21 protein-coding genes are annotated in these 20,632 nt (G+C 65.7%); 11 read left to right on the top strand and 10 right to left on the bottom strand.

The genetic code is table 11. From position 1 onward, the window contains the following. Nucleotides 1–16 precede the first annotated feature (16 nt). The 4 genes from QQL24_RS06225 to QQL24_RS06210 form a co-directional block, all read right to left on the bottom strand. The gene (locus QQL24_RS06225) at nt 17–1,039 is read right to left on the bottom strand and encodes an SAM-dependent methyltransferase (RefSeq protein ID WP_284311036.1); all 1,023 of its coding nucleotides are present in this window, start codon (nt 1,037–1,039) and stop codon (nt 17–19) included. Next, nucleotides 1,036–1,854 carry a DUF1295 domain-containing protein gene (locus tag QQL24_RS06220; RefSeq protein ID WP_284311035.1) on the bottom strand — a complete coding sequence of 273 codons (819 nt, stop codon included), beginning with the start codon at nt 1,852–1,854 and terminating at the stop codon, nt 1,036–1,038. Before QQL24_RS06220 ends, QQL24_RS06225 begins: the two co-directional genes overlap by 4 nt. 268 nt (nt 1,855–2,122) lie before the next feature. Beyond that, nucleotides 2,123–2,785 (bottom strand): ChrR family anti-sigma-E factor, encoded by a 663-nt coding sequence (locus tag QQL24_RS06215; protein WP_284311034.1) that lies wholly within the window; start codon nt 2,783–2,785, stop codon nt 2,123–2,125. Continuing rightward, nucleotides 2,782–3,354, bottom strand: a complete 573-nt coding sequence (locus QQL24_RS06210; protein WP_284311033.1) for a sigma-70 family RNA polymerase sigma factor — start codon at nt 3,352–3,354, stop codon at nt 2,782–2,784. The genes QQL24_RS06215 and QQL24_RS06210 overlap by 4 nt, the downstream gene beginning before the upstream one ends. Nucleotides 3,355–3,563: 209 nt before the next feature. Between QQL24_RS06210 and QQL24_RS06205 the strand changes: the two genes are divergently transcribed. From QQL24_RS06205 to QQL24_RS06190, 4 genes are read left to right on the top strand one after another with little or no spacing between them, the layout of a single operon-like run. Next, nucleotides 3,564–4,910, top strand: a complete 1,347-nt coding sequence (locus tag QQL24_RS06205) for an NAD(P)/FAD-dependent oxidoreductase (RefSeq protein WP_284311032.1) — start codon at nt 3,564–3,566, stop codon at nt 4,908–4,910. Next, nucleotides 4,907–5,728, top strand: coding sequence for a DUF1365 domain-containing protein (locus tag QQL24_RS06200; protein WP_284311031.1), 822 nt, complete (start codon nt 4,907–4,909; stop codon nt 5,726–5,728). The genes QQL24_RS06205 and QQL24_RS06200 overlap by 4 nt, the downstream gene beginning before the upstream one ends. Continuing rightward, entirely contained in the window at nt 5,721–6,974 is a 1,254-nt protein-coding gene (locus QQL24_RS06195) for an SAM-dependent methyltransferase (RefSeq protein ID WP_284311030.1), read from the top strand. The genes QQL24_RS06200 and QQL24_RS06195 overlap by 8 nt, the downstream gene beginning before the upstream one ends. After that, nucleotides 6,971–7,357 (top strand): DUF2147 domain-containing protein, encoded by a 387-nt coding sequence (locus tag QQL24_RS06190; protein ID WP_284311029.1) that lies wholly within the window; start codon nt 6,971–6,973, stop codon nt 7,355–7,357. The genes QQL24_RS06195 and QQL24_RS06190 overlap by 4 nt, the downstream gene beginning before the upstream one ends. Before the next feature lie 275 nt (nt 7,358–7,632). Here QQL24_RS06190 and QQL24_RS06185 read toward each other — a convergent pair whose 3' ends face one another. The 4 genes from QQL24_RS06185 to QQL24_RS06170 all read right to left on the bottom strand — a co-directional run bounded on the left by QQL24_RS06185 (nt 7,633) and on the right by QQL24_RS06170 (nt 11,762). Then, the gene (locus tag QQL24_RS06185; protein ID WP_284311028.1) at nt 7,633–8,283 is read right to left on the bottom strand and encodes a GntR family transcriptional regulator; all 651 of its coding nucleotides are present in this window, start codon (nt 8,281–8,283) and stop codon (nt 7,633–7,635) included. A 105-nt stretch (nt 8,284–8,388) separates the two neighbouring features. Then, nucleotides 8,389–9,342, bottom strand: a complete 954-nt coding sequence (locus tag QQL24_RS06180; protein ID WP_284311027.1) for a tagatose kinase — start codon at nt 9,340–9,342, stop codon at nt 8,389–8,391. 67 nt (nt 9,343–9,409) lie between these two features. Continuing rightward, nucleotides 9,410–10,642, bottom strand: a complete 1,233-nt coding sequence (locus QQL24_RS06175) for an ROK family transcriptional regulator (protein WP_284311026.1) — start codon at nt 10,640–10,642, stop codon at nt 9,410–9,412. 235 nt (nt 10,643–10,877) lie between these two features. Then, the gene (locus QQL24_RS06170) at nt 10,878–11,762 is read right to left on the bottom strand and encodes a sugar phosphate isomerase/epimerase family protein (RefSeq protein WP_284311025.1); all 885 of its coding nucleotides are present in this window, start codon (nt 11,760–11,762) and stop codon (nt 10,878–10,880) included. 342 nt (nt 11,763–12,104) lie between these two features. On the opposite strand from QQL24_RS06170, the gene QQL24_RS06165 reads away from it, so the two are divergent. The 5 genes from QQL24_RS06165 to tal all read left to right on the top strand — a co-directional run bounded on the left by QQL24_RS06165 (nt 12,105) and on the right by tal (nt 15,847). Further along, nucleotides 12,105–12,845 carry an SDR family oxidoreductase gene (locus QQL24_RS06165; protein WP_284311024.1) on the top strand — a complete coding sequence of 247 codons (741 nt, stop codon included), beginning with the start codon at nt 12,105–12,107 and terminating at the stop codon, nt 12,843–12,845. Between the two features lie 221 nt (nt 12,846–13,066). Next, on the top strand, nt 13,067–13,741 hold the full coding sequence (locus QQL24_RS06160; RefSeq protein WP_284311023.1) for an RNA polymerase sigma factor: 675 nt from the start codon (nt 13,067–13,069) through the stop codon (nt 13,739–13,741). A 70-nt stretch (nt 13,742–13,811) separates the two neighbouring features. Then, on the top strand, nt 13,812–14,336 hold the full coding sequence (locus QQL24_RS06155; protein WP_284311022.1) for a DUF4142 domain-containing protein: 525 nt from the start codon (nt 13,812–13,814) through the stop codon (nt 14,334–14,336). Next, the gene (locus QQL24_RS06150) at nt 14,333–14,665 is read left to right on the top strand and encodes a cupredoxin domain-containing protein (protein WP_284311021.1); all 333 of its coding nucleotides are present in this window, start codon (nt 14,333–14,335) and stop codon (nt 14,663–14,665) included. The genes QQL24_RS06155 and QQL24_RS06150 overlap by 4 nt, the downstream gene beginning before the upstream one ends. A 96-nt stretch (nt 14,666–14,761) precedes the next feature. Next, nucleotides 14,762–15,847 (top strand): transaldolase, encoded by a 1,086-nt coding sequence (gene tal, locus QQL24_RS06145; protein ID WP_284311020.1) that lies wholly within the window; start codon nt 14,762–14,764, stop codon nt 15,845–15,847. Between the two features lie 9 nt (nt 15,848–15,856). Here tal and QQL24_RS06140 read toward each other — a convergent pair whose 3' ends face one another. Both QQL24_RS06140 and QQL24_RS06135 read right to left on the bottom strand, forming a co-directional pair. Next, entirely contained in the window at nt 15,857–16,855 is a 999-nt protein-coding gene (locus tag QQL24_RS06140) for a 4-hydroxyproline epimerase (protein WP_284311019.1), read from the bottom strand. Nucleotides 16,856–17,068: 213 nt separating this feature from the next. Beyond that, complete coding sequence (locus QQL24_RS06135; protein WP_284311018.1) at nt 17,069–17,983, bottom strand: dihydrodipicolinate synthase family protein; 915 nt, start codon at nt 17,981–17,983, stop codon at nt 17,069–17,071. A gap of 135 nt (nt 17,984–18,118) precedes the next feature. On the opposite strand from QQL24_RS06135, the gene QQL24_RS06130 reads away from it, so the two are divergent. Both QQL24_RS06130 and cysD read left to right on the top strand, forming a co-directional pair. Continuing rightward, nucleotides 18,119–19,381, top strand: a complete 1,263-nt coding sequence (locus tag QQL24_RS06130; protein ID WP_284311017.1) for an NAD(P)/FAD-dependent oxidoreductase — start codon at nt 18,119–18,121, stop codon at nt 19,379–19,381. A gap of 275 nt (nt 19,382–19,656) precedes the next feature. Further along, nucleotides 19,657–20,565 carry a sulfate adenylyltransferase subunit CysD gene (cysD, locus tag QQL24_RS06125; protein ID WP_284311016.1) on the top strand — a complete coding sequence of 303 codons (909 nt, stop codon included), beginning with the start codon at nt 19,657–19,659 and terminating at the stop codon, nt 20,563–20,565. Nucleotides 20,566–20,632 lie beyond the last annotated feature (67 nt).

Here is a 20,632-nt window from a genome sequence, read left to right as displayed (position 1 = left end):
GCCCGCGCACCCGGGATCACACCGCTCGCAGTCTGTAATGGCTCACGCCCCACTCCCGCCCGTTCGCATGGCCAAACAGGCCCTCCGTGGCGAGGAAGAACAGGCGCCAGCGGCGTTTCCACAGGCTGGCGTCCCGGCCATAGACCTCCTGCAGGATCGCGTCGATCGCCCGGCCATGGGCGTCGAAATTGGCGAGCCAGTCCCGGGCCGTACGCTGGTAGTGCCGGCCGCTCCACTGCCAGGCCTCGTCGAGGCTGAAGATGTCGTCGAACTGACGGATGAGATCGTGGCTCGGCATGATGCCGCCGGTGAAGAAATGCTGGGCGATCCAATCCGTCTTGTCGGCATGATCGAAGCGGTAGGGCTGGCTGCGATGGCTGAACACATGCAGGAACAGCCGACCCTCGGGTTTGAGCCAGCCGCTTATGCGGGTCAGCAGGGCGCGCCAATTGGTCATGTGCTCGAACATCTCCACCGAGACGATGCGCTCGAAGCGGGCGTGCGGCGTGAAGTCATTCATGTCGGCCGTGATGACCGTGAGGTTGCGGAGCCCGCGCCTGGCGGCCTCGGTCTCGATGAAGGCGCGCTGGCTGGCCGAATTCGAGACGGCGGTGATATCGGCCTTCGGAAAGCGTGCCGCCATGGCGAGGCTGAGCGAGCCCCAGCCGCAGCCAAGCTCCAGGATGGTCTGGCCGTCCTGCAGGTCGGCATGGGCGATGGTCTCGTCCAGCGCGAGCGTCTCTGCCTCGGCCAGGCTCTCGGTGCCCTCGGGATAGAGGCAGCAGGAATATTTGCGCTGTGGGCCGAGGATGAGGGCAAAGAAGGCTGCCGGGATCTCGTAATGCTGGGCATTGGCCTCGCCCGCATGCAGGGCGATGGCGTGCTCGCCCATCATGGCCGCAAACGGGGCGTCGATGGACGGAAGGGTGACAAGGCGTCGGCGGGTGCGTTCGACCAGGAAGTTGACGCCGCCGCGCGTCATCCAGTCTGGCAGAGGCGCGCGTTCGATCACGTCGATGGCGGAGGCGAGCATGCTCATCGTGAGGACTCCTTGACGGGAAAAGCGGGAAAGAAGGCGTTCACCTTGGCCTGGTAGGCGCGATAGGCCTGCCCGCGCGAGCGCAGCATATGAGCCTCGAGCGGTGGCACGCCGGAAACATGGACGAGCAGCCAATACATGAAGGCGGGGCCCGACAGCGCCAGCCAGCCCCAGGAATAGCCGCCGCCGAAGTCGATGGCGATCAGGGGGTAGGCGAGCCAGGCCAGCCATTCGAAGAAATAATTGGGATGACGCGAGAGCGACCACAGGCCCTCGTTGCAGACGCGCTTGCCATTGGCGGGATTGGCCCGGAAGCGTGCGAGCTGAAGGTCGCTGAGGCCCTCGCCGGCGATGGCCGCGAGCAGGAGGGCGACGCCGGCGATATCGTTCCAGCGCAGCGGGCCGGGACTGTGGCCGGCCAGCAGCACGGAGGCAGCCAGGAGAAGGGAACAGACTGCCTGGAGCTGCAGGAACCAGAACAGGCGGCGGGGAAAGGCCTCGCCCCATTCCTGCGCGAGTTGATGGTAGCGCGGGTCTTCGCCACTGCTCAGGGTGCGCCTCAGGATATGGCCACCCAGCCGCAGGGCCCAGAGAAGGGCGAGCGCCGCCACCAGGCCTTGGCGCAACGGCTCGGGCGTCCCGCCCAGCGGAGCCAGCGCCAGCACCGCGCCGGCAATGCCGAGCCCCATCGTCCAGGCGACGTCGGCCCAGCCCGATTTGCCTGTGCGCCGCTGCACCAGCCAGGCGCAGGCCATGGTGAGGCAGAGGAAGAGACCGGTGCCTGCAAGCCAGGTGATGACGGAAAGCACGGTCATCGCCGATTTCCTGTGATGGTGAACGGGCATTTGATACCCGCAGCGTCGGCCGGCGACAGAAAGCGCCACGATTCGACGAAGGCCGAGATGCTGCCATTCCCGGTCGAGCCGCTCGCGAGCAAAACGAGAGAGGGCGAGGGGAAGGGAATCCATGAGCTCATAGGGTGCAGGGCCTTGGCCCCTGGATCCCCTTCCCGGCGCCAGAGGCGCCGCCGGGGATGACAGCGTCCCGCCCTTTGCTGCAGCACGCTGTCGGCCATGACCTACCTCAGATATCGATGAAGCGCTGGATCAGCCGGCCCGTCCAATGGCTCGGACGCGTGCGGCCGTCGATGGCGATCAGGCAGATGCAGCCATGCTCCGGATCGGAATGCGGCTGGTGGCGCAGGCCCGGCTCGGCCTGGGCGCAATCGCCGACTTCGAAGCGCTGGTTCTCGTCAACGAGCGCGCCGGCGAGGAGCTGCGCGAGCTCGACGCCATCGTGATCGTGATGGGGCACGGTCACGCCGGGCGCGGCCCTGAGCAGGAAACAGCGCTCCCTCGTCTTCCACAGGCCTTCGATCTTGCTGATCTCGATGCCGGGCGCCGTCCAGCGCCAGGGACCGATGCCCTGGCCGGCAAGCGATTTCGGCAGCTCGATGCCGAGCGGAAAGCTCGCGGGGGTGAGGCGCGGGGCGGGAGGCGGCGGCTCCGGTGCATCGAGCGTTGCCAGGACGCGGGCCAGCGCATCGGAGGCAAGCGCCACCGGCGCCTGGGCCTCCAGCATGACACCGCCGACGGCCTCGAAGCCGCCGAGACGGGAGCGGCAGGCGGGGCAGGTCTCGAGATGGGCGCCGACCACGAGGCGATGTGCGAGGCCGAGGGTGCCCGTCGCATAAGCAAGCAGGACACCGTCGTCCGGATGATGGGTGATGGGGCGGGTAAGCGTCATGACAAATCGTCCAAAAGCAGGCGCAGCCGCGCAATGGCGAGGCGGATGCGCGATTTGACCGTGCCGAGCGGGATGCCGAGCTCGGCGGCAACCTCCGAATGTGGCCGGTCCTGAAAGAAGGAGAGCTGAAGTATGGTGTTCTGCTCCGGCGAAAGCGTGGCGAGGGCTGCGCGCAGGCGCTGCTCCCGCTCGGCTGAGAGCATGGCGGTCTCGGCACTCTCGACCGCATCCTCCTCCGCCGGCTGAGCCTCGGCTCCGGGCGGTGGCCCGTCGCGGCGCAGGCGGTCGACGGCGAGGTTGCGGGCGATGGTGAACACCCAGGTGCTGGCCGTGCCGCGCTCGGGCTGAAAGTGCGCCGCCTTGCGCCAGACCGAGAGCATCGCCTCCTGGGCGATCTCCTCGGCCAAGCTGGCATTGGCGCCGCGCCGCATCAGGAAGCCTTTCACGCGAGGGGCGAAAAAGGCGAACAGCCTGGCGAAAGCCTCCCGGTCCGCGCGCTCGGCGATAGCGACCACCAGGGCAGCCATCAGCGCGGGTGTGTCGGGCTGGGGGGCCGCGGCCTCGTTCATCGTCACGACGATCCCTTGCCGGGGCGGCGTCTGCCGTGTGCGAACAGCAAGCATTGGGTGTGCCAGAGAGCCATACATGCCTCTGATACGCTGGATCTGCGGATTTGGATCAGTGATCCAAGCCGGATGCTGAAACGTATAGCCGTCATCGACTTCATTGCCAAACCGGCGGGTGCTTGCGACGCCCGCCTCGTATTCAGGGCGTGATCATGACAAGCGATGCCGTTTCCCCACCCCTGCGGATTGCCGTCGTCGGTTCCGGCATCGCTGGCCTTTCGGCCGCCTGGCTCCTTTCCAAGCGCCACGACGTCACGCTCTATGAGGCGGCCCCGCGCCCGGGAGGCCATTCAAATACCGTAACCGTAGCAGGCGAGCGGGGGCCGGTGCCCGTCGACACCGGCTTCATCGTCTACAATGAGACGACCTATCCCAATCTCACGGCGCTGTTCGACCATCTCGAGGTGCCGACCAAGCCCTCCGACATGTCCTTCGCCGTATCGCTGCGCGGCGGACAGCTCGAATATGCCGGCACTGATCTCAAGGGCCTGTTCGCCCAGAAGCGCAATCTGATACGCCCGCGCTTCTGGTCGATGCTGCGCGAGCTGCTGCGCTTCTACCGCGAGGCGCCGGGCCACCAGGCCAGTCTCGGCGATCTCACTCTCGGCGCCTATCTCGATCGCGAGGGCTATGGGCGGGCGCTGCGGGAGGACCATCTCTATCCGATGGCGGCGGCGATCTGGTCGCTCCCGGCCCGGCAGGTGATGGATTATCCGGCCGCCGCGTTCATCCGCTTCTGCGACAATCACGGCCTGCTGAAGGTCTCCAATCGCCCGGTCTGGCGCACGGTGGATGGCGGCGCGAAGGTCTATGTGCGGGCCCTGCTCGAGGATTTCGGCGGCAGGCTGCATCTGGGCATGCCGGTGCAGCGCGTGTGGCGCAGCGAGGATCATGTCACCGTCGAGGCGCTCGGCGCCGCGCCGGAACGCTACGACCATGTCGTGCTCGCCAGCCACGCCGACCAGAGCCTCGACCTCCTCGCCGATGCGATGACGGACGAAGTCCACCTGCTCGGCTGCTTCCGCTACAGCCTGAACGAGGCGATCCTGCACCGCGACCCCTCGGTGATGCCGAAGCGGGCAGCGGTGTGGGCGAGCTGGAACTACGCCTCCTCCGGCGGGATCGAGGCGCCGCTCTCGGTGACCTATTGGATGAACTGCCTGCAGGGCATCGACCCCGCCAACCCGCTGTTCGTAACGCTCAATCCCTGCATGGCCATCGACGAAAGCAAGGTGATTTGCCGGCAACTCTATGAGCATCCCATCTTCGACAAGGCGGCGATTGCGGCTCAGCGCTTGCTGTGGCCGCTGCAGGGCGTGCGCCGCACCTGGTTCGCTGGCGCTTATTTCGGGGCTGGATTCCATGAGGATGGCCTGCAGGCGGGCCTGGCGGTCGCCGAGGCGCTCGGCGGCATACGCCGTCCCTGGCAGGTCGAGGCTGAATCCGGCCGCATCCATGTCGGCGAGACGCCGCAGCCCAGGCAGGAGGTTGCGGCGTGACACCGGCTCTTTCCTCGCAGAGCGGCACCCGGGTCTCCGCCCTTTACGAAGGGTGGGTGATGCACCAGCGCCTGCGCCCCACGGCCCATCGCCTGCGCTATCGCATCCTTTCGCTCTTCCTCGACCTCGACGAAATCGACACCCTCGCGCAAACCTGTCGCCTGTTTTCCCGCAACCGCTTCAACCTCTTCAGCTTCCACGATCGCGACTATGGCGCCGATGGCTGCGAGAGCCTGCGCAGCCAGATCGAGGCGCATCTGGCCGAGGCCGGCTTGCCCATCACGGACGGCCCCATCCGGGTGCTGACCATGCCGCGCATCCTCGGCTGCGCCTTCAACCCGCTCAGCCTGTTCTTCTGCTACCGGCCCGACGGCGAGCTCGCGGCCATCGTCTACGAGGTCCACAACACCTTCGGCCAGCGCCACGCCTATCTCATCCCGGCCGAGCCGGAGGCCGACGGCACGCTGCGCCAGGCCTGCGCCAAGGACTTCTACGTCTCGCCCTTCATGGCGATGGATCTCGCCTATGCCTTCCAGCTTTCGCCGCCTGACGAGAAGCTCGCCCTGCTGATCCGCGTCAGCGACGACAAGGGCCTCCTCCTTACCGCCGCCCATTCGGCGCGGCGCGTGGCCTTCGGCGATGCCGCGCTGCTGCGCGCCTTCCTCGGCCATCCCCTGCAGGTGATCCGCGTGCTCGGCGGCATCCACTGGGAGGCGCTGCGCCTCTGGCTGAAGGGGCTGCGCGTCAAGCCGCGGCCGCCGCCACCGGCCCGGCCGGTCACCGCAATTTCTCCACCCGGACACCACCACCATGGCTGACATCACCACGCAAATGCAGGATCTCGGCTTGAGCGATGCCGTTCCCAAAGCCCCGGCGGGGCGCAGCCTGACGGCGCTGCTCTTCCGCCGCCTCCTGTCCTGCCTGAACCAGGGCTGCCTCACCATCGTGATGCCGGATGGGCAGTTCGTAACTCGCCAGACCGGCCAGCCCGGACCGGACGCCGTGCTGGTCCTGCACCGCTACCGCGCTTTACGCCGCCTTGTCCTCGGCGGCGATGTCGGCTTTGCCGAGGCCTATATCAAGGGTGAGTGGTCGAGCCCGGACCTCACCGCCCTCATCGAACTTGTCGCCCGCAACGGCAGTGAGATCATCGACCGCCTGAGCGGCTCATGGCCGAGCCGGCTCATCAATTGGCTGAACCATCGCCGCAATGCTAACACCAAGGCCGGCGCCCGGCGCAACATCGAGTTTCACTACGATCTCGGCAATGAATTCTACCGGCGCTGGCTGTGCAGCCGCATGCTCTATTCCGCCGCCATCTATGAGGGCGAGAATGACACGCTGGAGGAGGCGCAGGAGCGCAAGCTCGAGGCGATCGCAGCCGCCCTCGACCTTGCCCCGGAGGACCGGGTGCTGGAGATCGGTTGCGGCTGGGGCGCTCTCGCCGTCCGCCTGGCCGCCGAACATCGCGTTGCCGTCACCGGCGTGACGCTTTCGCAGGCCCAGCTCATCGAGGCCTGGCGGGTGGCGCAGCAGGCAGATGTCTGGTCGAGCACCGATCTCAGGCTGCAGGATTATCGGGATATCGAAGGCACCTTCGACCGCATCGTGTCGATCGAGATGATCGAAGCCGTGGGCGAGCGCTTCCTGCCTTCCTATTTCCGCACGCTGGCGGTGCGTCTTGCCAGGGGCGGGCGCGTGGTCGTGCAGGCGATCACCATCGCCGAGGAGCGCTTCGAAACCTACCGCGCCAATCCCGATTTCATCCAGCGCTACATCTTCCCGGGCGGCTTCCTGCCCACCAAGGCCTTGATGCGCGAGCGCCTGCAAGAGGCGGGCCTGAAACTGGTCGCGACGCAGAATTTCGGCCTCAGCTATGCCCGCACCCTCGGCGATTGGCGCGAGCGCTTCGAGGCGGCCTGGCCCGAGATCGCGCGGATGGGTTATAGCGAGGCCTTCCGGCGCATGTGGACCTATTACCTCTGCTATTGTGAAGCCGGTTTCCGCGCGGGTGCGCTGGATGTCGGGCTGTACTCTCTCGAGCATGCCGGAGATCGCGCATGAGAAGGCTCGCTCTGTTTCTGATCGCCCTGTCCGTGCTCGTCTGGCCGGTGCTCGCACGGGCCGGCGGCGGTTTCGGCGATGCGCTGGGCAACTGGTCGCGGGACGACGGCGACGCCAAGGTCCGCCTCGCCCCCTGCGGCGCCGCGCTTTGCGCCACCAACACCTGGATCCGCGACCCCGCCAGCAGCGAGAAGGTGGGCGACCGGCTTGAGATGAAGCTGCAATCCTCCGGCGCGGATGTCTGGAAGGGAACGGCCTACGACCCGCAGCGCCAGCGCAGCTACGCCATGACCATGAGCCTCAAGGGCGGCAAGCTCCTGACCCGCGGCTGCGTGCTGGGCGGGTGGCTGTGCAAGAGCGTGAGCTGGACAAGGATACGTTGAGGTAAACTGACAAAAATTGCCGAAGGGCGCGACGCGAAAGCCTCCCCCACGAAGCTGGGGGTGTCGTGACAACTTCGCGTACGAAGTTGTCACTGGTCACGACGAAGTCGTGACGGAGGGGGTGTGGGCGGAGTAAGGTGCTGGGAACGTCGACCTAGTATCGTTTCCCACGCCATATCCTGACCACACCCCCTCCGACCTCACTTCGTTCGGCCACCTCCCCCAGCTTCGTGGGGGAGGCTTTCGCGCGGCGTCCCTCTCCTCAACTCCGGGCCTCACCCCGCGTTGAACTGCTCCGTCAGGTCCGCCAGCGTCACCTCGATATGGGCCGCCGTCTTCGCAGCCGCCGCCTTGGTATCGCGAGCTATCCAGCTCTCCAGCAACCCCTCATGCTCGGCCTCTGCCCGCGCGTTGCGGCTCGAAGATTCCAAATGCTTGAAGATGTAGCGCTCGGCGAGCAGGTGCAGCCGCTCGACGATCTGCAGGGTCACGCGCCGTTGCCCGGGCCGGATCAGCGAGAGGTGGAAGGCGCGGTTGCAGGCGCCGATATCGCCGGTGTGGCCTGAGATGGCCGCGTTGAGCGCATCCAGGGCCCTCCGCGCAAAGAGATGGTCGGCAGTGCCGGCGCGCTCGCAGCCATAGGCCACGGCATCGGGTTCGATCTTCAGGCGCAGGGCGAAGACATCATAGGCATCCTCGGCCGAGAGCGGCGCGACGAAGAAGCCGCGATTGGTCTGCGAGATGATCAGCCCGTCCTGCTCGAGCCGCGCCAGCGCCTCGCGTACCGGGATTTTGCTGACGCCGAGTTCGGCCGCCAGCAGGTCCTGGCGGATCGAGCTATCCGGCGCCAGGCTGCCGGCGATGATGCGGCTGCGCATGACATCGGCGATACGCTCGGGCAGAGCCTTTTTTTCAAGAAGGGTCATGGAGCCGCACGGTTGAGGGGCAATCGGGGGGCGGGTCTTTAGACCCGCCTGTTCCGGCGCGGCCTATGCTGCAGGCGGATCTGAAAATCCGCCCCCCGATCCTCTCTAGGTCCGAACCGAGGTTTGCGCAATGAAGCGGTCGAGATCAGCGAAACTGGAGCTGCCCTCCATCGGTCCCTGCACCGTCACCGTCCGGGCGCCCGCGGCATTGGCGTAGCGCAGGGCCTCCAGCACGCTCTTGCCGAGGCGCCGGGCGACGAGGAAGGTGGCGCCGAAGCAGTCGCCCGCGCCAGTGGGATCGACCTCGGCGACCACGAAGCCCGGCATGTCGGTGCGCCCGTTGCGGTCGAAATGGCTGGCGCCGGCCTCGCCGCGCTTCAGCACGATTTCCTTCACACCGGCGTCGAGCAGCGCGGCGATCGCCTTCGCCTCGTCGATCTCGTCGGAGAACAGCGAGAGTTCCTCGCCCGAAGGCAGGAAGAGATCGGTGACAGACAGCACGCTGTGGAAGATGGCTCTGCCGCTCTCGTCGCGCATCATCTCGCGGCGGATGTTGGGGTCGAAGGAGACGGTGCCGCCGCGTGCCTTGAGAGCCGGCAGGGTGGAGCGCACCATGCCCGCAATCGCCGGCACCGGCAGGCCGGAGCCCATGACGTGGAGGTGGCCGGCGGCAGCCAGCAGCGTCCCTGCCTCGGGCGTGGCGGCGATGCGGCCCACGGCGCTGTCGCGCATGTTGTAGACGAAAGCACGCCCGCCATCCGGCCGATAGCGCACGAAGGCGCTGCCGGTCGCGGCGCCGGGGTGGATGGCCACCGCCGAGACGTCGACGCCATCCTGTTTCAGGCGTTCGAGGTTGAGCGTGCCGAAATCGTCGTCCCCCACCGCGGCCACGATACCGGCGGGATGGCCGAGCTTGCCGACCTGGTCGATGAAGATGGCTGGCGCCCCGCTCGGAAAGGGACCGATCAGCGGCTGGGGCTCAAGGAAGCCGTTGCCGGCGGTGGTCGCCATGATCTCCACCAGGATCTCGCCGATGGTGACGATCTTGCCTTCGATCATTGGGGGGAACCTCTCAGGATGGGGAGGCTCGTCGCGCCTTGTGTTCATCTCTTCTCCCCCCCACCCCTCAGCTCTGGAACAAGGTGATCGGCTGCTCGCTGGCATAGATCGCGCTTTCGTCGATCGAGAACATGCGCTGGTGCATCAGGAGCGCCGCGCCGAGGGCCGGGCCTTCCAGGCCGAGCGAGGAGGTCTCGATCTTCGGCATCGGGAAGCCTTCGAGCAATTCGCGCTGCATGGCCTCTTCCACCTCCCGCGCCACATGGGGGAAGATCGGCGCCACGGAGCCGCCGAGGATGATCAGGCCGGGATTGAGCACGCTGGTGACCTGGATGAGCCCCATCGCCAGGCCCTGGCCCCAGGCCTGCGCCGTCTTCAGCGCCGCCGTGTCGCTCCGCGCCAATGCCTGCAGGAGGTGATCGATGTCGGCGTCATCAGGCGCGCCATTCTCGCGATAGCGGGCGAGCACGGCGTCCTTGCCGATATAGCTCTCCAGATGCCCGGGCTTGTGCCGGCCGGCATAGAAGCCGGGGCCGCCGAGCACGATCTGGCCGAATTCGCCGGCAAGCCCCGCCGAGCCGCGGAACAGCCGCCCACCGATGACGACGCCGCCGCCCGCGCCGTTCTCGATCAGCAGGAAGGCAACGGTTTCCGAGCGATGGGTGGTGTCGCGATAGGTCTCGGCAATCGCGAAGGCATTGGCGTCGTTCTCGATGGAGATGTCGAAGTCGAGGTCGGGGAAGCGTGCCACGATGCGCTCGGCAATCATCGCCTTCAGCCGGACATTGCGCCAGCCCAGAATCAGGCCGTTGATCACCAGCCCGTCGGTATCGAGCAGGGCAGGCAGAGCCACGCACAGGCCCTTGATCCGGCCGGGATTGGCGAGCCTGCCCATCACCTCGCCGATCAGCGCCGCCATGCGGTCGATGCCGGCCTCCGGGGTCTCGGCGAAGGTGGGGAAGGGAATGGAGACGCGCGAGATCTCCTGCGCCGCCATGTCGATAGCGACGACCGTGAGGCGGTCGACGCCGATCTCTGCGCCGAGGAAGCTCGCGCCCACCGGATCGATCTGCACCTGGATGCCGGGGCGACCAGTCTTGGCCGCGGCCTCGCCACGCGGCGTGCTCGGCCGCTCGACGGCAAGGCCCCCCGTCATCAGGCTGGTGATGATGTTGCCGGTGGTCGAGCGGTTGAGGCCGAGCGCGCGCGCCAAATCCGCCCGGCTCATGCCCGCGTTGCGGAACAGCGCGTTGAGCGCCCTGATTTCGTTGAGGTGACGGACGGTTTGCGGCGTTGCCAAGGGGAGGAGTCCGGGAAAAGTACGGTTGCAGTCTATTCCACGAAGGCGGAGGGGATGCAAATGGCTGGGAGCGCGGACGTCTCGTCCGCTCTTGGAAGCGAGGCCAGTGCAGGTTGGAGCACTCTGGTGTGCCGGTCTTCAGACCGGCATTTTCCTGACCAAGCGAGGCTTCGTCGCGGGTATGCCGAATGACGGCTCGCTTCCAAGAGCGGACGAGACGTCCGTGCTCCCAGGATCACACCGTCCTTGCCGTCTCCGCCTTGCGCTTGGCCACCCTGTAGCAGTCCTCGATATAGGCCTTGGCGTGTCGGGCCACCTCGACATTGTCCTTCCAGGTGTTGCGCCAGATCGCGCAGGTGATGGAAAGGTCTTCGTCCACCACCTCGGAGGAGAAGCTCTCGAAGGTGACCCAGTCATCGTAGCCGCTGGCGACCAGGGCGTCGAAGATGGCCGGGAAGTTGATCACGCCCGAGCCCAGGAAGCCGCGATTGCTCTCGCCGATATGGAAATAGCCGAGCTTGTCGCCGGCGAACTTGATCGCCTGCACGGGATCGGCTTCCTCGATGTTCATGTGGAAGGTGTCGAGGTGCAGGAAAATGTTGTCGGCGCCGGTATCCTTGATGAAGGCGAGACCCTGCGCCGTGGTGTTGAGCAGGTTGGTCTCGAAGCGGTTGACCACCTCGAGGTTGAGCGTCACGCCCGCCTCCTTGGCCTTGGGTGCGACGCGCGAGAGGGCACCGACGCTGTTGTCCCAGCCCTTCTGGGTCGGCAGGCTCTTATATTTGGTATGGGCGGAGAAGATGATGCCGCCGAGTTTCTGGCCGCCGAGGTCCCGGGTGATCGCCACCGCATCCGAAAGGATCTGCTCGCCACGCTCCACCACGGCGGCGTCCTCGCTGGAGATGTCGCCGTCGAGCGGCAGGCCCATGGTGACGGTAACCTTGAGTTCGTAATCCGCAAGGCGCTTGGCGAGCCAGGAGACGTCGAACTTCTTGGGATCGAGGCGGGGAAATTCGATCAGCTTGTAGCCGAGGCGATGCGACTTCTCCATCGCGCCCTCAAGCTCCTGCTGCGTGGTGCCGCCCGTCCAGACAAAGGAATGAATGCCCAGCTTTTCCATGTGCCGTCCCTGCCCTTTTTCGCGCCGTTGGGGCACTTTACGTGCCTGGACGGCATCGTTACGATTTTGCGGTTGCTTATTTGTTGTGGGTAGCAGCAAACTGAAAGCGGTTCAAGTTGCCGGATGATTCATGGATCGTCTTTGGCAACAACGTGACCCTGTCATCCCCGGCGCGCGTAGCGCGGGAAGGGGATCCAGGGGCCGAAGGTCTCGGACTGCCGCCCCTGGATTCCCTTCCCCCGCTCTCTCTCGCTACGCTTGAGGGCGGCTCGGCCGGGAATGACAGGAGAGCGTGGCAAAGATCGACAAAACCGCCGGGCAACGGCGGGCAGGGAGGAAGGCATGGGTTCGGGAAGAACGGCTTCTCTTGGCGGCAAGGTAATGATCGTCACCGGCGCGAGTTCGGGCATCGGCCGGGCGGTGGCGCGGCGTTTCGCCGAAGAAGGCGTCAAGCAGGTATTGGTGGCGCGTTCGGCCGACAAGCTCGCGGCGCTCGCGGCCGAGATCGGCGGGGAGACCCTGACGATCGCTGCCGACCTGGTCGACCCCAGCGCAACCGCTGCGGTGATGGAGGCGGCGGGCAAGCGCTTCGGCGCCACCGACATCTTGTTCGCCAATGCCGGCAGCTATATCGCCGGCGATGTCGCCGACGGCAATCCCGACGACTGGGACAAGCTGCTCACCCTGAATATCAACGCTGTCTTCCGCACTGTGCATGCGGTGCTGCCCGGCATGATCGCCCGGCGCAGCGGCGATATCGTCGTCACCTCCTCGGTCTCCGGGCACCAGGCCATCCAGTGGGAGCCTGTCTATTCGGCCAGCAAACATGCGGTGCAGAGCTTCGTGCATGGCGTGCGCCGCCAGATCGCCCCGCACAATGTGCGCATCGGCTCGCTGGCGCCGGGCATGGTGCTGAATGAATTGTGGGGCATTACCGATCCCGCCGAGATCGAGCGCCGCGCGGCCGAGCGCGGCGGGCTGCGCTCGGAGGATGTCGCTGAGGCACTGCTCTTCATGCTGACCCGCCCGCCGAACGTAACGATCCGGGACCTCGTGATGTTGCCGCAAAACCAGGATATCTGAGGCTCGCGGCCATGAGATCTCGCTAGCCGGTCGGTCGCAAAGCAATCGGGGTTGCGAGCCCGGGCCTTTCCGGACGGCCGGCGACGATTCGCAGGCCAAGCCCTCGACGGTGCGATGACAGGCAGTCGCCCGCCGATGATGGAGGCGTTGCCCGGAATTTTCCCGGGAACCTTTCCGCGATGACCGCATCCAATGGGTCGGAACACGGGAGCATCGTGAAAATGGCCACGCCAAAGCTCGAACCGACCAGCGCGGGCGACCTGATCGACAGGGCGATCCTGCACGACCCCGAGGCGATCCGGGCGATCACCACGCAGCATAACCGGCGGCTCTATCGCATCGCCCGCGGCATATTGCGAAGTGATTCCGAAGCCGAGGATGTGCTGCAGGCTGCCTATATGAAGGCGTTCGCCGCGCTATCGGGATTCCGTCGCGACTCCAGCCTGACGACGTGGTTGACTCGTATCGTCATGAACGAGGCCCTCGGCCGGGTACGCGAGAGAAGGCCTGCTGTTCGCCTCGAAACCGGCCGCGCGATCGTGGGAGGCCAGGTGATCCCGTTTCCCACCCTGTCGGCCGAAGCCGATCCGGAGCGCGTCATGGCGCAAAGGCAGATCCAGGCTCTGATGGAAAAGGCCGTCGACGAATTGCCCGATGCCTATCGGGTCGTCCTGGTGGCGCGGGTGATCGAGGACATGAGTCTCGAGGAGACCGCGGAACTGCTCGCTATCCGCCCGGAGACGGTGAAGACGCGCCTGCATCGGGCCCGGCGTCTGTTGCGGGAGGCCCTCGAGCGGCAGTCCGGACCCTTCCTGATGAACGCTTTTCCGTTCGATGGCTGGCGTTGCGAGCGCATGACCCAGGCCGTGCTCGAAAAGATCCTGTCCAAGGCCTGAAACCCGGGAACCCTCTGGTCCGGAGTGCATCCAATCTCCCGCAAAGCCTATCCAACTCGGGAGAGATTTCATGTTGATTGCCAAACTTGCGGGAGCGGCCGCCCTTCTCGCTATCCTCACCGCCGCAGCGCCGGCGCAGGCCGCCAAGCTCACCGATCCGCAAATTGCCCATATCGCCTATACGGCCGGTGTTATCGATGTCGAAGCGGCCAAGCTGGCGCTGAAAAAATCGAAGAACAAGGAGGTGATCGCCTTCGCCACGAACATGGTGAGGGATCATGAAGCCGTGAATCAGAAGGCGCTTGCCCTGGTGAAGAAGCTGAAGGTCACGCCGGAGGACAATGATGTGAGCAAAGGCCTGGTCAAGCAGGCCGATACCCAGCGGGCGACAATGGCCGCCCTCGAGGGTTCCGCCTTCGACAAGGCCTATGTGGACAACGAGGTCGCCTATCACAAGACCGTAGACGGTGCCCTCGAAACCACGCTGATCCCCGATGCCAGCAATGGGGAGCTCAAAAGCCTGCTTCAGACCGGCCTGAAGATCTTCCAGGGCCATGAGCAGCATGCCGAACATCTCGCGGGCACGCTGAAATGAAACGCCATGCCCTGGCAGTCTGTCTTGGCTTCGGGGCAGCCCTGGCGTTCGCGTCTATCGGCGCGAACGCTTTGGCGGCCACCATCAAGGTCAAGATCAACGATGTTGCCTTCGACCCACCGGTGGTCGTCGCTCATCCGGGGGACATTATTGAATGGCAGAACGACGACTTCATCGACCACACTGCAACGGCACGCGGCGGCCAATGGGACATCGCCCTGCCAATGGGCGCGACCAGGCGCCTCAAGCTGACGCGACCAGGGGAGCTGGCGTATTTTTGCAAGTTCCATCCCGGCATGAGGGGAACAATTCACGTCACCGGCCCTTGATGTCATGGACGAGGCCGCGCCGTTGCGGGCAATCGAAGGCCTGCGAGAGAACGGGCTCCGGATCGGCCGGCTTTTCAGATCATAAGGAGGCTCCACATGAACAGGACGGTAGAGTTGCACGACCTTGGCCAAAGTCTGTGGCTCGACAATATCAGCCGCCAGATTCTGGATGACGGGACCCTGCGCCGCTATATCGATGAGTTCTCGATCACGGGCCTGACCTCCAATCCGACGATCTTCCAGCAGGCGCTGGCGAATACGAGCGCCTATGACGCAAGCTTACGTACCCATTCGGCCTCGCAGCTGTCGGGCGAAGCCACCTTCATAGAGCTGGCGCTGGAGGATCTGCGCCGTGCCGCCGACCTCTTCCAGCCTATCTTCGAGGAGACGCGTGGTGTCGATGGCTGGGTGTCGATGGAGGTCTCGCCTTTGCTCGCGCGGGATACCCAGGGCAGCATCGACGCGGCCAGACGCATCCACCGCCAGGCGGCCAGGCCCAATCTCCACGTAAAGATTCCCGGCACGGCCGAGGGCGTGCCGGCGATCGAGGAAGCCATCATCGCGGGTGTGCCGATCAACGTCACCTTGCTGTTCTCGCCCAAGCATTATGAAGCCGCGGCCGAAGCCTATCTGCGCGGCATCGAACGTCGCATCGCTCTGGGGCTTGATCCGAAGATCCGGTCGGTTGCTTCGCTGTTCATCAGCCGCTGGGACAAGGCGGTGCTCGACAAGGTGCCCACGGACCTGCACAACCGCCTTGGCATCGCCGTCGGTGCGCAGGCCTACAGGTCCTACCGCACGATATTGGCTTCGCCGCGCTGGAAGCGTCTCGAGGCCGCCGGGGCGGTGCCACAACGCCTGCTATGGGCCAGCACGGGCACCAAGGATCCCACCGCGCGCGACACCCTGTATGTCGAAGCTTTCGCCGTGCCCGATACCATCGACACCATGCCGGAGAAAACCCTGCACGCCTTTGCGGATCACGGCGAGCTCGGCCGGGCCTCGGTCGAAGATATCGAAGCGGCCGATGCCTTGATCCGGGAGTTCGCGGGCCGTGGCATCGATGTCGACGACCTTGCCGCGGCGTTGCAAAAGGAGGGGGCGGAGGCCTTCGTCACCTCCTGGAACAAGCTCATGCAACAGATCGAGGACAAGCAGCACATCCTCGCCGCCAGCGTCTAAAGCAGGCGGTCATACCACCTGGAAGCCCTGCCAGAACGCATCTTCCCGGTCGATCCAGATCGTGTTGAAGCCGGTCGAGATCGCCGAGCCCTGGATGGACGGGATGATCGCCGGCTGGCCGGCGAGGTTGGTCAGCGCCTCCACCTTGCCGGTGAAGCGCGAGCCGATATAGCTCTCATGCACGAAGCTGTCGCCGGGCTTCAGCCTGCCCTTGGCGGTGAGGTGGGCGAGGCGGGCCGAGGTGCCGGTCCCGCAGGGCGAGCGGTCGATGGCCTTGTCGCCATAGAACACCGCATTGCGCCCATCGGCGCCGTTGCCGCGCGGCTTGTCGGCCCACAGCACATGGCTGACGCCGCGGATGGTCGAGTCGAGCGGGTGCACCGGCTCGTATTTGTCCCGCATCAGCTCGCGCACCTTGCCGCTGAGGGCGATGATGCGTGCGGCGCCGAGATCGTCGAGGCCCGTATAAGGCCCCTGTGGCTCGACGATGGCGTAGTAGTTGCCGCCATAGGCGACATCGACGCTGAGCGGTCCGAAATCCGGCACCTCGATCTCGATGCCGCTGGCGGCGAGATAGGACGGCACATTGACGATGCGCACCGAGGTGACGCGGTTGCCCTCCGCCTCATAGGCGATGTCGATGATGCCGGCGGGCACCTCGACCTTGAGCTGGCCTGGTAGGCGCGGCTGGATCAGCCCGTTTTCCAAGCCGAAGGTGATGATGCCGATGGTGCCGTGGCCGCACATCGGCAGGCAGCCCGAGGTCTCGATGAAGAGGATGCCGATATCGGTGTCATCTCGCGTGGGCGGGTAGAGGAAGCCGCCCGACATCATGTCATGGCCGCGCGGCTCGAAGCACAGGCCCGTGCGGATCCAGTCGAAGCGCTCGAGGAAATCCTGCCGCCGCTCCGACATGCTGGCCCCGCGCAACAGCGGCGCCCCGCCGGCGACGAGACGCACGGGGTTGCCGGCGGTATGGCCATCGATGCAGAAGAAGGTGTGGCGCATGGGGGCTGTTCCGGAAGAGACGCGGGAAGCCTCCCCCACGAAGCTGGGGGAGGTGGCCGAACGAAGTGAGGTCGGAGGGGGTGTGGCCAGGATGGGGTGGGGGAAGCGGAAGTTTAGTCTCGTTCCATGCGCCCCTTTTTGACCACACCCCCTCCGTCACGACTTCGTCGTGACACCTCCCCCAGCTTCGTGGGGGAGGCTTTGCATTGTGCTTTACGCCGCCTTGCCGAGCTTCAAACTCGGCCGCGTCGCCGCCGCCTTCTCGACCATCGCCGTGACTTCCGCCCGGCGGGCGCCGGTCAGCGGCCAGCGGGGTGGGCGGACGCGTTCGGAGCCGCGGCCCATGATCTGCTCGGCAAGCTTGATCGACTGCACCAGATCGTGCTCGGCGTCGAGATGAAGCAGCGGCATGAACCAGCGATAGATGGCGCGCGCGCCCTCCCAGTCGCCCCGGGCCGCGGCCTTGACGAGCTGCACCGATTCTTCCGGGAAAGCGCTGGTGAGGCCGGATACCCAGCCCTTGGCGCCCAGCATCAAGCCTTCGAGCGCCACGTCGTCGAGGCCGGCAAAGAGCTCGAAACGGTCGCCGAACTCGTTGATCAGGTCGGTGAAGCGGCGCGGGTCGGGCGCGCTTTCCTTGACGGCGACGATGTTGGGCACGTCCTCGAGGGCGCGCAGCACGTCCGAACCGATATTGACGCGATAGGCCGGCGGGTTGTTGTAGAGCATGATCGGCAGCGAGGTTGCCTCGGCGATCATGCGGAAATGCGCGGTCAGCTCCTCGGGCTTGGGCACATAGACCATGGCGGGCAGCACCATCAGGCCGTCGGCGCCAATGCGCTCGGCGTCCTTGGCATAGGCGATGGCGCGGCGGGTATCGAATTCGGAGACGCCGGTGATGACAGGCACGCGCTTGTTGACCACCTCGACGGCGGCCTTCAGCACGGTGCGCTTTTCCTCAGGATCCAGCGAGTTGTTCTCGCCGCAGGTGCCCATCACGATCAGGCCGTTGACGCCGTCCTTGACCAGCGCATCCTGCACACCCTGGGTGGCGTCGATATCGATGGCGAGGCTGGCGTCGAATTGCGTAGTCACTGCGGGAAACACCCCGCTCCAATTGGTTGTCATGGCTCGTCTCCGCTTAGGGTTGCTTCACGCCTCGCCGGCCGCTTTTTATTAGCGCGAAATGGCGTGTGAGATACGCTTGAAATTGATCACCTAAAAATCGTATACTATATACGATTGATGCAAAGCAAGGGCAAAATGGTGCAGCAAGGCAAAAAAACGCAGGCGGATAGGACAGTCGTGGTGGGCGGCGGCATCGTGGGCCTCAGCTGCGCGCTTGCCTTGCAGCGCCAGGGCGAGCCGGTGCTGCTTCTCGATCCGGCGCGCAGCCCGCCGCCGGCCTCCTATGGCAATGCCGGCCATATCGCCATCGAACAGGTCGAGCCACTTGCCTCCATGGCGACCTTGCGGTCCCTGCCGCGGCGCCTGATGGCGTTTGGCGGGCCGGTGTCGCTGCCGATCGCAGAGATCGGTCGCTGGCTTCCCTTCGGCCTGCGCATGGTCACCGCTGCCCGGCCCGAGTGCTTTGCTGCCGGCAAGAAGGCGCTTTCCGGGCTGCTGGCCGAAGCGATGCCGGCCTGGCGCCGGCTGGCCGCGAGCCTCGAACCGCGCGGCCTGCTCAAGCAGAGCGGCCATGCCGTGGTCTGGCATGGGCAGGAGGCTGCTGCTGCGAAGCTGCGGGCCTGGCAGGGCGCCGACACCGGCACGGCCCGCTTCCACGCTGCCTCGAAGGAGGAACTGGCCTGGCTGGCGCGCGTGATGAAGACGCCGCCGGCGGGCGGCATCCTGTTCGAGAATACCGGACAGGTGGCCGATCCCGCCGCCGTGCTGGCGGCTCTCGGCTCGGCCTTCCAGGCGGCCGGCGGCGAGCGGCGGACCGGCCTCGTGCAGGCGCTCGAACTTGCGGGCGGCACGGCAGTGCTGGTTTTGGCGGAGGGCGAGCGCCTCCGTCCGCGCCGTGTCATCGTCGCGGCCGGCGTGGACAGCGGTGCCCTGCTGACGCCGCTCGGCCTGAAGGCGCCCATCATTGCCGAGCGCGGCTATCACATCCAGAGCGCCAACCACGATTGGCCCGACGACCTGCCGCCCATCGTGTTCGAGGAACGCTCCCTGATCGTCTCGCGCTTCCGTTCCGGCGTGCGGGCCTCGAGCTTCGTCGAATTCGCCCGGCGGGATGCGCTCGCCGACGAGCGCAAATGGCAGCGGCTCGAGGCGCATGCGGCCGCGCTCGGCCTGCCGGCGCGCGGGCCCTGGCAGCATTGGCTCGGCTCACGGCCGACCTTGCCGGACTATCTGCCGGCCATCGGCCAGGCTGGGGCATCCAATCTCTTCTATGCTTTCGGTCACCAGCATCTCGGCCTGACGCTCGGCCCGGTGACCGGCGAATTGGTGGCCGCGATGATCAGCGGCCAGCAGACAGCGGTCGCGCTGGCGCCGTTCGATCTCAAGAGGTTCGGGTAGGACGCGATGCCGTTTTGGAGGGCGGATCTTCAGACCCGGCTCTTGGCCGCGCCCACCGCATAAGGAGCCGGGTCTGAAGACCCGCCCCCCAAAATGCCCCATTTACGGAAAAGAAAGGGCGGGCTGGGAGCCTGCGATCCCCGGGGACGGAGCCGCGACTGCAGCTTCCGTCTATTTCCCATGCAACAAACGCACTTGCGCTGCCTGCCCCGACCTTCTATGTAAAATACCCTAATTACGCATTTTTCTATGTAAAAATTAGCCCAAGGGCATCGATGTCTCGCACCCTCTCTCCGCATCTCAAGCGGCTCGAAGCCGAGTCGATCGGGATCATCCGCGAAGTCGCGGCCGAATTCGCCAATCCTGTGATGCTCTACTCGATCGGCAAGGATTCGGGTGTGATGCTGCATCTGGCGATGAAGGCCTTCTATCCCTCCAAGCTGCCCTTCCCGCTGCTCCATGTCGACACGACCTGGAAATTCAAGGACATGATCTCGTTCCGCGACGAGATCGCCAGGCGCTATGGGCTCGACCTCATCGTCCATATCAACCAGGACGGCATTGCCCGCGGCATCAATCCCATCGCCTCCGGCTCGGCCCTGCACACGCAGGTGATGAAGACCGAAGGTCTGCGCCAGGCGCTCGACAAGTACAAGTTCGACGCAGCCTTCGGCGGCGCCCGGCGCGACGAGGAGAAGAGCCGGGCCAAGGAGCGCATCTTCTCCTTCCGCACCGCCAATCACACCTGGGATCCGCGCAACCAGCGCCCGGAGCTCTGGTCGCTCTACAACACCCGAATCCGGCAGGGCGAATCGATCCGCGTCTTCCCGCTGTCGAACTGGACGGAGCTCGATATCTGGCAGTACATCCTCGAAGAGGATATTCCGATCGTGCCGCTCTATCTCGCCAAGGAACGCCCGGTGGTGTTCCGCGCCGGCACCATGCTGATGGTCGACGACGACCGCCTGCCGCTGGAGCCCGGGGAAGTGCCGCAGATGCGACAGGTCCGCTTCCGCACGCTGGGGTGCTACCCGCTCTCCGGCGCCATCGATTCCGACGCCACTTCCGTCGCCGACATCGTGCGTGAGATGCTCACCGCCCGCACCTCCGAGCGCCAGGGCCGGCTGATCGACAATGACGAAGCGGCCTCGATGGAAAAGAAGAAGCGCGAGGGCTATTTCTGATGAAATTCCCGGGATCGCAGGCACGAACTTTGAATAGCATGCGCGACGCCCACCCTCCCCTTGATGG

Source organism: Labrys miyagiensis, assembly GCF_030160835.1.
Lineage (GTDB): Bacteria > Pseudomonadota > Alphaproteobacteria > Rhizobiales > Labraceae > Labrys > Labrys miyagiensis.
The sequence above is the reverse complement of the archived record's forward strand: the minus strand, read 5'-3'. Positions and strand labels throughout refer to the sequence as shown.